This is a genomic window from Natrinema sp. DC36 (assembly GCF_020405225.1).
GTDB lineage: Archaea > Halobacteriota > Halobacteria > Halobacteriales > Natrialbaceae > Natrinema.
Window position 1 is genome coordinate 1886500 of record NZ_CP084472.1, and the last position, 13475, is coordinate 1899974.

The window sequence follows — 13475 nt, forward strand, 5'->3', positions numbered from 1 at the left end:
CCGTTATAGCTATCTTACCGAAACGAATAGCCAGTAGTTACGTGCGTGTTCGAGCCGAAAGTATTAGTTACCACTGGAAATATAGTACGGTACGAGAGTGAAAGAGTGTGAAACTCAGACAACCAACTGATTTCCTGATCCTCGAGGCGCTCGAGGACAAGGGGCGCAACGTCGCAACGAATCTGGCCGCGCACACGGGGAAGAGCCGGAAGAACATCAATACCAGACTGCCGGTGTTAGAAGACTACGGTCTCGTCCGCAAGATCGGTCCCGCGGAGCGATCCGGGCTGTACGAGATCTCCTCGACGGGGAAGGCGGCGCTGGTCTACCAGGACCAGTACGACAAAGCCGACGACTTCGAAGCGCTCATCGAAGGGCCGAGCGCCGGTGCCGAGCAGGAGGAGCCACAGGCGAGTTTCGCCCGCGGTGAAACCGACGACGAATCCGACGAGTAACCTGACGACACGGTCCGTATTCGGCCGCCTTCAGTCCGTCTCGAGTCGGCGTCGTGACGAGTTCAGCGACGGCGAGTCGGTCGCGGCGTCTATCCGTTAGTCGCTACTACGATCCGTGCGAGTCAGAAGGGGAGCTCGCCGTCGTAGTTCGCGAGACGATGGCGAGCACAGGTCGAAAAGGCGAAGCTGAGCGTCCGTTTTCGATCGGCAGAGGGCGGAATCGCCGTCCCACACGGTGACCGATTTTCCTCGTACTCGGGATCCCACGCGTAACTGCTGAGCATCGGCGTCGCGGCCAGGGCACCGTCGTACACGAACGCGACACCGTCTTCGTGGCTCAGACCGAGCGCGTGTCCGATCTCGTGAAGGAGGACCTGCATCGTCCGCACCGGCGTCGTGTTCGGCGCGATCGCGCGGGCGTCGTCGGTGACCACGTCGTCGAACGACTCGAGGGCGGCGAGATGTCGGGCCCCGCCGACCGATGCGATGTGGGGCACGCCGTATCCGGTGGGCGCCCGCTCCATCCCCCCGTCCGTCACCAGCAGGTTGACGTCCGACGCGGGCTCGAGGTCGCGCCCGCCGAGCGTCCCCGACGCGACCGCCACGGGCCACTCCCCGCGGCGAGTGACGCGTGCGGCGTCCTCGGTCGAAACCGAGACGGTTCCACCGATCGAAGCCTCGAGTGTCCAGTACTCGAGGGCGAGGGTTTCGTCGAGATACGATCGGACCCGATCTACGACCCCGTCGTAGGTAGCGGCCCGTTCGGAGAGCCAGATCCGCACCTCGAGCGTGTCGCTCGTCCCCCGCGTCGCATACGCCAGCGTGCCGAGCGAGGCCGTCGATCCGATCGTCCCGAGGAACGCGCGGCGTTTCACGAGCGTGCGTCTCGCAACGAGGGCGGAGTGCCTGCGGGTGTCTATGGACACGCATTAAGTATCGGTCACTCCCTGCGATACGGACCACCGTGACCGACACGGCCGCCTCGAAGTGCGGTGCCGGCGGCCACTCACGTTCGGTGCCGAGGGCCAGACAGACGGGATCCGAGCGTTCGGCCGACGCGACTACCGCGGCGGCACGCGCCGAGTATCGACGACGCGGGCACGGCGCTCGACGACGCGGATCTCGAGCCTGTCGGGAAGTTCGTCCGGGTCGGTCGGTATGAGCAAGAGCAACGCGTCGTCCGCAGTTTCGACCAGTCGTCGGTGCGGCGCGCGCTGGTGCATACAAACCGTCCACTCGCCGTCCCGAAGCCGTCGTTTGACTTGCCAGTCGGTGTAGTACCGACCGTCCGACCCCTCGAAAACGGTCTCGAACGGGAGCGCTACCACGAGTTTGCCACCCCTCGCGCTCGAGAGTCAGGTCTTCCGCGCGAGCCGGCGACGGCGTGGACGATCCGAGTGGCCCCGGTCATTCCTACAGCATCGAACGACCGTCACGCACGTCGGCACTCGGATTCATATGGACGACGTTTAAGCGAGCGTTACTTTCTACCGAGTGTGATAGTCAGAGACACGCTGCTTGACTGGTGGACGGGCCGCCGACTGTAGTAGCGGTGACTGGCGACGAACTATTCCGGAGTTCCGCCGTCTTCGAAGAACTCACCGAGAATCGATTTGAGTCCCTTTCGCAGGTGCTGGTGCATCGTCGGCGGCGAGATGTCCATCGAGTCGGCGATATCCTCCCCGGTACTCTCGCGCGGCCAGTCGAAGAACCCGCTGTAGTAGGCGAGTCGCACCGTCGTGAGCTGGCGGTCAGTGAGCCCGTCGAGGATCCGGTTCCGTCGCTCGGCCGCCGTCCTGACCGGTCGATCCACTTCCCGTCTGGCGACGAGTTCGGTGTTTTCGTAGATCACGGTCAGCGCCTCCGCGATCTCCCGGATATCGGCGTCCTGTGAGACTTCGACCAGACAGGTCCCGACCCCGTCCGCGACGGAGACGTCCCGAACCGTCGCGCCGTGGTTCGTGAGCGTCCGGACCCCCGACTTCGACAGCCGCATCTCGATCGTACAGCTCTCCTCCCCGTCGTGGATGAGCCGACACTCCTCGACCGAGTCGTGGGCCGCCGCCTCCTCGAGCACCGTCTCGCCGTCCAGCCCGTCGATCGTCACGTACTGGAACGTGCGTCCGCCGGCGGTCGTGCCGGCCCACTCGAGCGAGCAGGTGCAGCCGTACTCCGTCGAGAGGTCGAACGAGAACGTGTCGCCGCCGTCGATCCGGAACTCGAGTTCGACGACGGAGTCGGCGAAGAGCAGCTGGCGGTTCTTGACCGCCATGATCGTAAAGCCGATCGTCTCGCCGAGCAGCCTGAACCCGGCCCGCTCGCGCTCACTGAAGGCGTCGTCGCGACTCGCGAGCACGGTGAGCACGCCGTAGATCGAGTCCTCGTGCGTGATGGGGACGGCGATCGCGGACCGCACGTCGTCTTCGCGGGCCGCCGCCCGCAATTCGCCGGGGATCGACTCGTCCTCGAGAACGCGGTTCGTCGTCCGTAACTCGCCGGTTTTCGCGGCCTTCGCGACGGGGTTATCGTGATCGTCACCGGGGTACTCGCGAATGCGCTCGAGGACAGTCTCCGCCTCGCCCGCCCCCGTTCGGTAGGAGAGTCGCCCGTCCCCGGTCCGTTCGGCGATCCACGAGCCGCAGTACAGCTCCGAGTCGACGAGTTGCTCGCAGACCTCGTGTTCGATAGCGTCCCTGGCCGGGGCCTCGACCAGCGTCTCGATGACCCGTCGGACGACCGCGTTGATCCGGTTGAGCGTCTCGAGCTGGTCCTGACGCGAGCGGAGTTGCCGCTCGCGCTCGACGCGTTCGGTGATATCCCGCGCCAGCCAGACGACGGCGCGCCGGCCCTGAATCCGTTCGTCGATCGGGACGACCCGAGCCTCGAACTGTCGACGGCCGTCGGTCGTGTCCGCCTCGTACTCGACCGACTGGACGTCCTCGGTTCGGATCGCCCGATCGACACACTCCTGTAACTTCGCGGCGACTACGTCGGGGAACGCGTCGTCGAGCGCGGTTCCGACGAGGTCGTCCGCCGGCATCGAGTACAGATCCGCGGACTCGGACCGGACCTTCGCCTCGAGATACGTGCCGTTCTCGCCGATGACGAAGGCTTCGTCGGGCAGTTCGTTCGCGAGGATGTGATGGTATCGGCCGTCGCCGCCGTCCGCTGGAACCGAGGGGGCAGCTCGAATCGTCGAGACGATCCGATCGATCGGGTCCTCGTCGCGCGTCGTCGGCACGTACTCGGTCGCGTCGGCCCGGAGCGCGACCGTGGCGAGTCGCTCGCTGCCCTCGCGTGGCGCGACGATCGTCGGCACGCCAGCCAGGCCGGCGTGGACTCGCCGGAGGACGGTCTCTATCTCGCCGGGACAGTCGAGTTCGATGACGACGGCACTCGGCGTGATCGATGCTGGCTCGTCGTCGCGTCGCTCCATCGCCGACTCGAGGACGGACTCGAGATCCGCGCTCGCGGGCACCGTTCGAACGTCGCACTCGGTGGCTTGCTCGAGGCGGGCCCGAAGACGGCTCTCCTGGCCCCGCGCGTCAGTTACGATGATGATCGGTCTCGATCGATGTGCTGCGTTCATCCGTGTATCCCCGTCCGCAACCTGATCGGTCCGTCTCCGCACTCCTTTCTCTACATCTACGCTGTGAAATAAAAACCTGCTGGTCGTCGTTCGACCGGCGGACACCTCACGGCCGGTGACCGACGCCTCGAGAGCCGTGGGTCACGGATTCGCGACGCGGCACCTGTCACGGGACATCGTGTCCATCGCGCAGTGGAATCGATTGCTCGGTTGAATCGACTGCTCGAGCGGCTCAAACGGTCTGCTGTCACTGTGTCACGGCGCACCTGTACGGCGGGTCTCGGTCACGCCGAACTGACAGGAGTCACCGAGCTGTGAGACGGGCTCCTGGTCTCACAGCTCGTCCGCCGCTTTCAGTTCCGCGATCAGGTCGTCGACGAGGGAGTCGACGTCCTCGTAGGGGAACTCCCCGCCGCCAGTTGTGGCGTTGAGCTCCATCGCGGTCATCGAGAAGTCGCCGGACTCGAATCTCGTCCCCGGCCCGTCGGGCAGCGCCGGCACGAGTTCCATCGGACCCGAGACCGGATAGTCGGCGTTCTCGAACGCGTCGGTCAGCTGGTCGCGGAGTTCGGCTTCGTCTGCCATGAGTTCGTGTTTCCGTGCGGACACCAATAACTTACAGGGAGACCGTCGACCGGTCAGCGATAGAGACCCCCGATCAGAGCCGGTCGCGGACGGCCGCACCCGGCTGCGAGCGACTAGAGCCGTCGCATGAACTCGGGGAGGATCCCCCGCTCGCTCGAGGCGGTCGCCGCGGCCGGCTCGGCACCGGGCGGGTCGATCTCCCCGTCGCCGGCGTCTTCGAACGCGTCGGAATCCCCATCAGCGGCGCTCGCGGAGCCGGCCGGCGTACCGTCGGGTTCGGCTGGGGTCCCGCCATCTGTTCCCGCCGCCGCCGTTCCGTTCGATGCGTCGGACTCGGCGTCGACGGTCGCCTGGAACTCGGCTTCGGATTCGGGGCCGAAGTAGTACGGGTCGGCGGGAAGCGAGGCCCGGAGCCGGACGTTCGCGTAGCCGGCCAGCGCCAGTGCGGGAACGAACAGCGGCTCGAGCCCGAACAGCGTCGGTCCAGCGGTCAGGATGACGAGAAAGACCGACAGCGGCGAGTAGAGGAAAAAGGCGACGAGCCGAAAGGCATCACCGACGTAGCCGTCGACGACGTACGCGTAGAGTCCGTACGCACCGACCAGCAGGCCGACGTCGGCGTAGAGCCCGACGAGCAGTCCGACGTCACCCGCGACGAATCCGTGGATGTGGACCGCGATCGAACCCGTGAGTACCGTCGTTCTGTTGACGTAGGTCTCGTCGAGCGCCATCCCGAACACGAGCACCGAGAGCTGGATCAGCGGGGCCGCAATCCACCACGGGAGGGAACTGAAGAGAACGCCATAATACACGTCGATTACACCCACTCGTCCGAGTGGAGTCGGCCCCGTACCTTTAACGTTCGTTCCGTTTCGAGACTCGATACGGGCCCCGACGATCGACGGGCACAATGTGTGTCTGCGTGCGTCGGCGCTCGAGCCATCGCTCGTCACGAGACGCCGTCTTTCGACGGACGCTCGTCGCGGTCAGACGCCGCTCGACGGATACTCGTCGGAGTCAGACGCCGTTCGACGGACGGTCGAAACAGTAATTAGTCATCGGCGAACAGTATGTCGATATGGCAAAGGATACCGTCAGGTACCCCGACGACGTGGTCACGGAGATCGACACGCTCGTCGACGACGGTATGTTCGAGAGCAAGTCGGAGTTCTATCGGTTCTCCGCGGAGTACGTCCTCACCCTGATCGATTCCGATCACGAGGTCGAGACGTTCAACTTCGACGAGATCAAGTCCGAACTCGACATCAGCGACCGCGACCACGCCGAAGCGCTGGGCGCCGACGGCGGGACCTTCTTCCTCGATGCCGTGATAAACGTCCGAAAGTACGGCCTGCGGGGCAACTACGAGGCCGCCGAACGCTTCATCGACACCCACTACGACGAGACCGATCAGGAGTGTATCATCCTCGAGGAACTGCTCGGAACGTATCGTAGCGAATCGCCGTAGCCGGTCGAGCGCCGTCCGCGACCGGTGCCGCCACCGCTCTCCATCACCGTCGTTCTCCGTCACCGTCGTTCTTCAGCACTCCTGAAACGGTTCGCCGAGCGCCGCCAGATCGACGTGCTCGCCGACGAGTCGCGCCGCTCGATCGGACGGCGTCGACCCCGTTCCGTCGGCCGTCATCGATGATGCTGTAGTGTCCTCGCGCGACGGGCGATCGATACCGGCTGTCTGGGCGACGTGATCGAGAAACGCCGTCCGGACCGACGCGTTGTCGAACAGGCCGTGCAGATAGGTCCCCAGTATCCGGCCACTCGCCGCACTCGAGTCCCCGAGCGGTCGGCTCACGTCCTCGAGCGCGCGGGTCCGGCCGGCGTGGATCTCGTAGCCCGACGCGTGGCCCGTAGCACCCTCGAGCAGCGGTGATGCGTCCCCGTCGACGGGAACCGTCGTCTGCTCGAGGCGCTTGTCGCCCTCGAAGCGAGTCTCGACCGGCAACAGGCCCAGTCCCTCGACGACGTCGTCCTCGCCGGTTCCCTCGAGCGCGGCGTTGGTGATCCGCTCGCCGAGCAGCTGATAGCCGCCGCAGACGCCGACGATCGGCCCGTCGAAGGCTGCGAGCGCGTCGGCGAAGCCGGCGTCGTGGAGCGCCAGCAGGTCGTCGACCGTGTTCTTCGTACCCGGGAGGACGACCGCGTCGGCGTCGACGCCCTCGAGCGGATCGGCCGCGTTTCCGTCGACCGGCACGTACACCACCGAGACGCCGGGTTCGGCCGCCAGCGCCTCGAGGTCGGTTGCGTTCGAAATTCGGGGCAATCGGGGCACTGCGATCCGCACTCGACGGTCCGCTGGGACGCCGTCGTCGTCGCCGACGACGCCTCGCTCTTCGGTATCGGGGAGGCTGACGCTGTCCTCCTCGGGGAGACCGGGGTCGTCGTAGGGGAGCACGCCGAGAATTGGGACTCCGGTCTTCGATTCGATTTCTTCGATACCGGGCTCGAGCAGCGACGGATCGCCCCGGAATTTCGTGATGAGCGCGCCGACGATGCGCTCGCGGAGGGCGTCGGGAACGAGTTCGATGGTCCCGTAGAGGCTGGCGAAGGCCCCGCCGCGTTCGATGTCGACCAGCAGGAGGATGTCGGCGTCGGCGAACCGGGCGGTCTCGACGTTCGCGAGGTCCCGATCGTGCAGGTTGATCTCGCCGATACTGCCCGCGCCCTCGGCGACGATCACGTCGTTGTCGGCCGCGAGTCTGCGATACGATTCCTCGGCCGCCTCGCGCGCCCGCTCCCAGTACTCCTCGTAGTACGCGCCGGCGGGAACGTGCTCGTGGGCCTCGCCCTGCAACACCAACTGGCTCTCGCCGTCGCCGCGAGGTTTGAGCAGGACCGGGTTGCAGTCGGTGGTCGGCGTGGTTCGGGCCGCTCGAGCCTGGACGAACTGGGAGACGCCGATTTCGCCCCACTGGTCGATTCCCTCACTGCCCTGTTCGCTATTCGGCTGGCCGTCCGCGTCCGGCCGAACGACGACTCGAGCGTTGTTGCTCATGTTCTGGCCCTTGAACGGCGCGACGTCGACTCCACGATCGGCGAGCAACCTGCAGAGGCCGGCAGCGACCGTCGATTTACCGACGTGACTCGCGGTTCCGGCGACGAGGAGGGTTCTGGTCATCCGCGTTGGGCGGTACTCGAGTAGCGGGAAGTATCGACCTATCGGTTCGTTTCGGACGCGTTCTGTTCGCGCGATCGCTGTACGTCGCCGTCACGGCAGTGTACTGACGCAGTCGCGGAGGTCGTCCTCCGTCTGCCAGACGCACAGCCGATCCGCGTCCGCCAACATATCGAAAATCGCCGTCTGCATCCCGCTGTACGGCTTCTCGAGATCGACGACCGTCTCGATATCCGCGTCCGCCAGATCGTCGTAGGCTCGCTTGAGAACGTACGTTTTCGCGAAGTACTGCTCGAGAGCGGTGAAATACCCCTGTTCGACGAGGAACCCACCGCGGTCGTGTTCGGTCACGCCAACGATGATATCGGCGTAATCGGAGAGAATACGGAACTTGAGGTAGGTATTCGTCCACTCGCTCCGGATATCGACCATCAAAAACGCGTAGCTATCCGATCGGCGGTTGAGTCTGTCCTTGACGAGCTGGAGTCGATGAATCTCCGGTCGTCCGTAACTGCCCAAAACGAAGTACGTTCTCTCGGTCGTGAGGACCGGTGAAAGCTCTGCGACGCTGTGTTTGAGCGCTTCGTACTCCGCCGGCGTCAGCGACGACTCGTGGAGGTGCGATTCGGCTTTTTCGGCGAGTTCGTCGACCGTCACCGGCTCCTCGGTCATTAGCCGGACGAACGCAGCTCAAATTCTTCAATTTACCGACTGAAGCGGCGACCACATCGTAGAGGACCGATTCGTATTTGGGCGAAACGCTTTTGCACGTACCAGTTAAATTACGGAGTATGAGCACACCGGATCGAACGCCGACTGACCTCGAGACCGTTCGCGAGCGGCTGAACGTCGTCACTCAGGAGACGCGATTCGCTCTCGTGCAGGATCTCCTCGGTCATCCCGAGGGACTACCGACGCTGAAAGAACTGGATTACGTGAACCCGAGCAAGAGCCGAACGACGATCCGACAACACCTCCAGCAACTCATCGAAGCGGGGATCGTCGAGGAAGTCACTCTCCCGACGGAACGCCGCCGGAACGATCTCCCGTACAAGTTCTACGGTATCAGCGAGGAGGGACGCCAGTTCCTCGAGGCGCACGACCTCCTGCGAGCGGAAGAGACGCTCCACGACGTCTACGCGCGGGTAGAGAAGACCGACGAGATCGAGCGATACGAGACCGCACCGCGACCCGAACGCTAGGTTCGAGCCGAGATCGCAGCGTCTCCAAACCGACTATTCTGCCCGGTACCGCGCGTCCCACTGCGGCCCGGCGCGACTCGAGAGGACGACCCCGACGATCCCGAGGATGATTCCACCGATTCCGAGGACGGCGGCGAGTTCCAGTGACGGCGGGACGACGACGAACCCGGCGACCAGCGTCGGGACGAGCGCGACGGCGACGCCGACGGTGAACGTCACGAATCGGACGGCGTCGAAGAGGAACTCGTTGGGATCGAAGCCGGCGATGAAGACGGTCAGGCCGTAGTAGTACAGCGCGTAGCCGGCCAGCAAGACGGCCCCGACGACGGCATCGACGAGCGTCGCGTCGAACCAGATGACGGCCGCGAGGTAGGGCAGTGCGACCGTCGGCGCGCCGACCAGGACGAACGCGATCCGTTTCGCCCGGAAGACGTCCGCGATCGAGACAGGGTAGGTGAGGTAGTCCTCGAGCGAGTCGAACTGCGTCAGCCAGTTGTAGGTCGTAAAGGCCGAGAGGCCGAGGACGCCGCCGAAGAAGATCCCCGGTGCGGGCGCGATACCGGTGATCGAGTCGACGACGCCGACGAGCGCGGCCACCAGCGCGAGCAGAATGCTCGCGGAGACGAACGGCTTCCAGACGCCGCCGGAAGAGCGCGCGAGGTCGAGCAGCGTCTTCGTCACCAGCGGCGAGTCGTCGATGGGCAGCACGTCACTGAGTCGTGCGAAGCGATCGGTCGCCGTCCGCGAGGGCCGACCGTAGGTCGGATCGTAGATCGCGAGCGCTCCCGTCGCGACGACGAGGGTTCCGACGGCCAGCCCGCCCGCGGTGATCGCAGGTCCGCGCATCGGAACGAGAACGGACCCGACGAGACCGAATCCGCCCGCCGCCCAGCTGCCGAGGACGGCGAGGCCGAGCGCCAGCCCGATGGCCCACGTCGGCGCGCCCCGGGTTCGGACGGCGATCAGAGCGACGGTGACGGCCATTCCGACGGCGAAGGAGAGGAAGAGCGAGAGCCAGAACAGCCCGACCTCGAGCGGCGTCGCGGCCGACAGCCCGTCCAGGGCTACGCTCCCCAGTGCCATCGGTAGCACGAACGCGACACCGTAAAACAGCGCGTCCTTCAGGAGGAACGCGCCCAGCAACCGCCGCCGCGAGAGCGGCAGCGTCGTCGACGAAGAGAGCAGTAAGGAGAGCCGTCCGAAGACGTTCTCGAGCATGTCGGAACCGGCGAAGCCAGCGGTGCCGCTGTAGAGTCCGAAGGCGAGGGCCAGGACGTGAAGGCCGCTCACGATCGTCCCCGGTGCAGTGCCGGTCTCGACGAGGGCGACCGTCGCACCCACGGTGAGCAGCGCGATCACGAACGGAAAGAGCGCGAAGCGCCAGCCGCCGAACAGCTGGGTGTGCATGCGCCACTCCTCGCGGAAGAGGATCGCGAGCAGCCGTCGGAACGAGAGCCCCGAACTGGCGTGATTCGAACCCCCTCGAGCCGCGGGCTCAGTTCCAGTTCCAGTTCCGGTTTCGTTCCCACTCATGCGTTCGGCCCGTCCATCCCCTCGAGCGTCGGCACGTCCCGTGCATCGGCCCCGCTGACGCGGTCGAGGAAGAGCTCGAGTAGCGATTCGTCGCTTGCGTCGCCGTCGTTGATCGACCGCTCCGTGACGAGTTGGCCGTCGGCGACGATGCCGACGCGGGTGCAGATGTCCTCGGCGACGTCGATGTTGTGCGTCGAGACGAAGACGGCGTTGTCGCCGGCCGCGTAGGAGACGAGGAACCGCTTGACCTGCTCCTGGACGAGCGGATCGAGGTTCGCCAGCGGCTCGTCGATGAAGACCACGTCCGGCTCGTGGACGAACGCCTGCGCGATCATCACCTTCTGTTGTTGCCCGCGGGAGAGATCCGTGTGCAGCGTGTCGAGCTTGCTCTCGAATCCGAGTCGCTCGGCCCACGCCGCGGTCTGATCGGCGACTCGCTCCGGCCGAAGGTCGCGGACCTCGCCGACGAACTCGAGGTACTCGCGCGGTGTGAGAAAGCTCGGTGGCGATCCCTGTTCCGGCAGGATACCGACCCGCCGGCGCGTCTCGATCGGTTCCGTCGTCGGATCCGTCTCGAGAACGCGCACCGTTCCCGCGTCCGGCCGAATCTGCCCAGTCAGCGTCCGAATCGTCGTCGTCTTGCCGGCGCCGTTCGGCCCGAGAAAGCCGTACAGCTCCCCGCGGTCGACGGTGAACTCCATCCCGGACACCGCCTCGACGGATCCGTAGGACTTCCGCAGCCCATCTACGCGAATTACTGCCATTGAACGGCGACCTATTCTCACGAATTGATAATAACAATGCTGGTATCGGAACCGACGAGTTGTTGATTCGAACGTCGCTCGAGCGGCATCTCGATCGCGAACGCGGGTCGCTCGGGATTCCGATCCGAACGCGGGTCGCTCGGGATTCCGATCCGAACGCGGGTCGTGGAGGACCCTCTCGAGGCCGACCGCTGCGCAGCCCGCTGTCCGCAATCTTCAACGGTCGGCCGGTCGAACCCTCGTCCATGATCACAGGCGAGCGAATGGCCGCCGTCGACGCGAACGCCGCGGCGCTCGGCGTGGCGCGAAAGCAGCTGATGGAGTCGAGCGGACACGCCGTCGCCCGGACGGTTCGGGACGTTGCGGAGCCGGGCGCTCGAGTCCTCGTCGTCGCCGGCCGCGGGAACAACGGCGGGGACGCGTTCGTCGCGGCCCGATTCCTAGATGAATACGAGGTGACGACGCTGCTGCTCGGCCGTGCGGCGCTGATCGGCACCGACATCGCTCGCGAGAACTGGGACGCGCTCGAGCGGTCCGATTACGATACGCGAGCGGTGACCGACTCGAGCGAGTTCGAATCCGACTCGAGTGCGTTCGACCTCGACGAGGCGGACGTAATCGTCGACGCGATGCTGGGAACGGGGATCAGCGGCGACCTTCGGGAACCGGCGGCGACCGCGGCGCGGGCGATCAACGAGGCCGACGCGACCGTCGTCGCGGTCGACGTGCCCTCCGGGTTCGACGCCGACGGGGGCGACCACGCGGCCAACGGCGTCGAGGCCGACCGCGTGGTCACCTTCCACGACACGAAACCGGGGTTGGACGAACTCGCGGCCGACGTCACCGTCGCGGATATCGGCATTCCGGCCGCAGCCGAGCGATTCGTCGGCCCCGGCGATATCGAGCTCGCGCGGCCCGACGGTCGCGCGGGGCGACCCTACATCATCGGCGGCGGTCCCTACACCGGCGCGCCGGCGCTCGCGGCACAGGCCGCGCTTCGCGCCAGCGCGGAACTCTCCTTCGTCGCCGCTCCCGAGTCCGTCGCCGGCGAGATCCAGGGCTACAGCGAGGACCTCATCGTCCAGTCGTACGAGAGCGACGTTCTCACGCCCGAGCGGGCCGAGGACCTCCTCGAGACCGCGGAAAAATACGACAACGTCGTCGTGCTGGGTCCGGGGCTCGGCACCGCCGACGAGACGCTCGAGGCGGCTCGGCAATTCCTCGAGTCGTACACCGGTCGCGTCGTCGTCGACGCGGACGCGCTCGCGGTCGTCCCCGACCTCGAGACGGACGCGACGCTTGTCTGTACGCCCAACCGACGGGAACTCGCGAGAATGGGCGGGCCGGACGTCGACGACCTGGCCGACGCGGCCGACGAGATCGAAGCGTTCGCGGCCGAGCTGGGCCACGTCGTGCTCGCGAAGGGAGCGAACGACGTCATCACCGACGGCGAGCGAACGCGGATCAGTCGCTCGGGAACCGTGGGGATGAAAGTCGGCGGCACCGGCGACACGCTCGCCGGAATCGTCGCGGCGCTGCTGGAACACGCCGAGCCGCTCGACGCCGCCGCAGCGGGGGCCCACGTCAACGGCCTCGCGGGCGAACGGCTGGCGGAAACCCAGGCCTTCGGTTTTCTTGCGTCCGAGATGCTCGAGGAAATCCCCGCGGTCCTGTGGGGTGGTGCGGATGAATGAGACCCCCGACGAGCGGCCGACGGCGGAGGGGGCCGCGGACGCCGACGACCTCACACACACGACCGACGAGGGCGATGTCCAGATGGTCGACGTCGGCGACAAACCCGACAGCGAGCGACGCGCGGTCGCCGTCGGCGAGATCCGACTTCAGCCGTCGACGGTCGAGGCCATTCGAGACGACGGGATCGGCAAGGGAGACGTCCTCGCGACCGCTCGCGTCGGTGCGATCCAGGCCGTCAAACACACGTGGGAGACGATTCCGATGTGCCACCAGATTCCGATCACGAACGTCGACACCGACTTCTCGCTCGACGACGATCGGATCGAACTCCGCGTCGCCGTCGAGACCACCGGCAAGACGGGCTGCGAGATGGAGGCCCTCGAGGGCGTGACGACCGGCCTCAACGTCGTCTGGGACATGGTCAAGGCCGTCGAGAAGGACGCGGACGGGCAGTACCCCGACACCGGGATCGAGAACGTGCGCGTGCTCGCGAAGGAGAAGGAGCGAGCGTGAGTGGGGAGT

14 protein-coding genes are annotated in these 13475 nt (G+C 66.0%); 5 read left to right on the forward strand and 9 right to left on the reverse strand.

The genetic code is table 11. The features are described 5' to 3' along the window. Positions 1 to 107: 107 nt before the first annotated feature. Entirely contained in the window at positions 108 to 455 is a 348-nt protein-coding gene (locus LDH74_RS09870; RefSeq protein WP_226042330.1) for a winged helix-turn-helix domain-containing protein, read from the forward strand. A gap of 122 nt (positions 456 to 577) precedes the next feature. On the opposite strand, the gene LDH74_RS09875 is transcribed toward LDH74_RS09870, so the two are convergent. The 5 genes from LDH74_RS09875 to LDH74_RS09895 form a co-directional block, all read right to left on the reverse strand. Beyond that, positions 578 to 1330, reverse strand: a complete 753-nt coding sequence (locus LDH74_RS09875) for a peptidase M10A and M12B matrixin and adamalysin (RefSeq protein ID WP_226042331.1) — start codon at positions 1328 to 1330, stop codon at positions 578 to 580. Positions 1331 to 1516: 186 nt separating this feature from the next. After that, positions 1517 to 1783 carry a hypothetical protein gene (locus LDH74_RS09880; protein WP_226042332.1) on the reverse strand — a complete coding sequence of 89 codons (267 nt, stop codon included), beginning with the start codon at positions 1781 to 1783 and terminating at the stop codon, positions 1517 to 1519. A 239-nt stretch (positions 1784 to 2022) separates the two neighbouring features. Beyond that, the gene (locus LDH74_RS09885) at positions 2023 to 4044 is read right to left on the reverse strand and encodes a bacterio-opsin activator domain-containing protein (protein ID WP_226042333.1); all 2022 of its coding nucleotides are present in this window, start codon (positions 4042 to 4044) and stop codon (positions 2023 to 2025) included. A 333-nt stretch (positions 4045 to 4377) separates the two neighbouring features. Then, positions 4378 to 4629 (reverse strand): MTH865 family protein, encoded by a 252-nt coding sequence (locus LDH74_RS09890; RefSeq protein WP_226042334.1) that lies wholly within the window; start codon positions 4627 to 4629, stop codon positions 4378 to 4380. A gap of 113 nt (positions 4630 to 4742) precedes the next feature. Continuing rightward, a complete protein-coding gene (locus tag LDH74_RS09895; protein WP_226042335.1) occupies positions 4743 to 5456 on the reverse strand; it encodes a hypothetical protein in 714 nt (237 codons plus the stop codon). 251 nt (positions 5457 to 5707) lie between these two features. Here LDH74_RS09895 and LDH74_RS09900 point away from each other — a divergent pair, with 251 nt between their 5' ends. Continuing rightward, positions 5708 to 6097, forward strand: coding sequence for a CopG family transcriptional regulator (locus LDH74_RS09900; RefSeq protein WP_226042336.1), 390 nt, complete (start codon positions 5708 to 5710; stop codon positions 6095 to 6097). Positions 6098 to 6169: 72 nt separating this feature from the next. Here LDH74_RS09900 and LDH74_RS09905 read toward each other — a convergent pair whose 3' ends face one another. Further along, positions 6170 to 7762 carry a cobyric acid synthase gene (locus LDH74_RS09905; protein ID WP_226042337.1) on the reverse strand — a complete coding sequence of 531 codons (1593 nt, stop codon included), beginning with the start codon at positions 7760 to 7762 and terminating at the stop codon, positions 6170 to 6172. A gap of 90 nt (positions 7763 to 7852) precedes the next feature. Then, the gene (locus LDH74_RS09910; protein WP_226042338.1) at positions 7853 to 8431 is read right to left on the reverse strand and encodes a hypothetical protein; all 579 of its coding nucleotides are present in this window, start codon (positions 8429 to 8431) and stop codon (positions 7853 to 7855) included. A gap of 119 nt (positions 8432 to 8550) precedes the next feature. Between LDH74_RS09910 and LDH74_RS09915 the strand changes: the two genes are divergently transcribed. After that, the gene (locus LDH74_RS09915; RefSeq protein WP_226042339.1) at positions 8551 to 8961 is read left to right on the forward strand and encodes a helix-turn-helix domain-containing protein; all 411 of its coding nucleotides are present in this window, start codon (positions 8551 to 8553) and stop codon (positions 8959 to 8961) included. Between the two features lie 33 nt (positions 8962 to 8994). On the opposite strand, the gene LDH74_RS09920 is transcribed toward LDH74_RS09915, so the two are convergent. Further along, positions 8995 to 10494, reverse strand: a complete 1500-nt coding sequence (locus LDH74_RS09920; RefSeq protein ID WP_226042340.1) for a hypothetical protein — start codon at positions 10492 to 10494, stop codon at positions 8995 to 8997. Continuing rightward, a complete protein-coding gene (locus LDH74_RS09925) occupies positions 10491 to 11258 on the reverse strand; it encodes an ABC transporter ATP-binding protein (protein ID WP_226042341.1) in 768 nt (255 codons plus the stop codon). Before LDH74_RS09925 ends, LDH74_RS09920 begins: the two co-directional genes overlap by 4 nt. Positions 11259 to 11503: 245 nt before the next feature. Between LDH74_RS09925 and LDH74_RS09930 the strand changes: the two genes are divergently transcribed. Next, the gene (locus tag LDH74_RS09930; protein ID WP_226042342.1) at positions 11504 to 12952 is read left to right on the forward strand and encodes an NAD(P)H-hydrate dehydratase; all 1449 of its coding nucleotides are present in this window, start codon (positions 11504 to 11506) and stop codon (positions 12950 to 12952) included. Beyond that, positions 12945 to 13466, forward strand: coding sequence for a cyclic pyranopterin monophosphate synthase MoaC (gene moaC, locus LDH74_RS09935; protein ID WP_226042343.1), 522 nt, complete (start codon positions 12945 to 12947; stop codon positions 13464 to 13466). The genes LDH74_RS09930 and moaC overlap by 8 nt, the downstream gene beginning before the upstream one ends. The last annotated feature ends 9 nt before the right edge of the window (positions 13467 to 13475 follow it).

Excerpts from the sequence above, each read along its gene's own strand:
- LDH74_RS09925 (WP_226042341.1), bottom strand. The coding sequence starts at position 11,258 with ATGGCAGTAATTCGCGTAGATGGGCTGCGGAAGTCCTACGGATCCGTC.
- LDH74_RS09905 (WP_226042337.1), bottom strand. The coding sequence starts at position 7,762 with ATGACCAGAACCCTCCTCGTCGCCGGAACCGCGAGTCACGTCGGTAAA.
- LDH74_RS09885 (WP_226042333.1), bottom strand. The coding sequence starts at position 4,044 with ATGAACGCAGCACATCGATCGAGACCGATCATCATCGTAACTGACGCG.
- LDH74_RS09915 (WP_226042339.1), top strand. The coding sequence starts at position 8,551 with ATGAGCACACCGGATCGAACGCCGACTGACCTCGAGACCGTTCGCGAG.
- LDH74_RS09920 (WP_226042340.1), bottom strand. The coding sequence starts at position 10,494 with ATGAGTGGGAACGAAACCGGAACTGGAACTGGAACTGAGCCCGCGGCT.
- moaC (WP_226042343.1), top strand. The coding sequence starts at position 12,945 with ATGAATGAGACCCCCGACGAGCGGCCGACGGCGGAGGGGGCCGCGGAC.
- LDH74_RS09930 (WP_226042342.1), top strand. The coding sequence starts at position 11,504 with ATGATCACAGGCGAGCGAATGGCCGCCGTCGACGCGAACGCCGCGGCG.
- LDH74_RS09900 (WP_226042336.1), top strand. The coding sequence starts at position 5,708 with ATGGCAAAGGATACCGTCAGGTACCCCGACGACGTGGTCACGGAGATC.
- LDH74_RS09910 (WP_226042338.1), bottom strand. The coding sequence starts at position 8,431 with ATGACCGAGGAGCCGGTGACGGTCGACGAACTCGCCGAAAAAGCCGAA.
- LDH74_RS09890 (WP_226042334.1), bottom strand. The coding sequence starts at position 4,629 with ATGGCAGACGAAGCCGAACTCCGCGACCAGCTGACCGACGCGTTCGAG.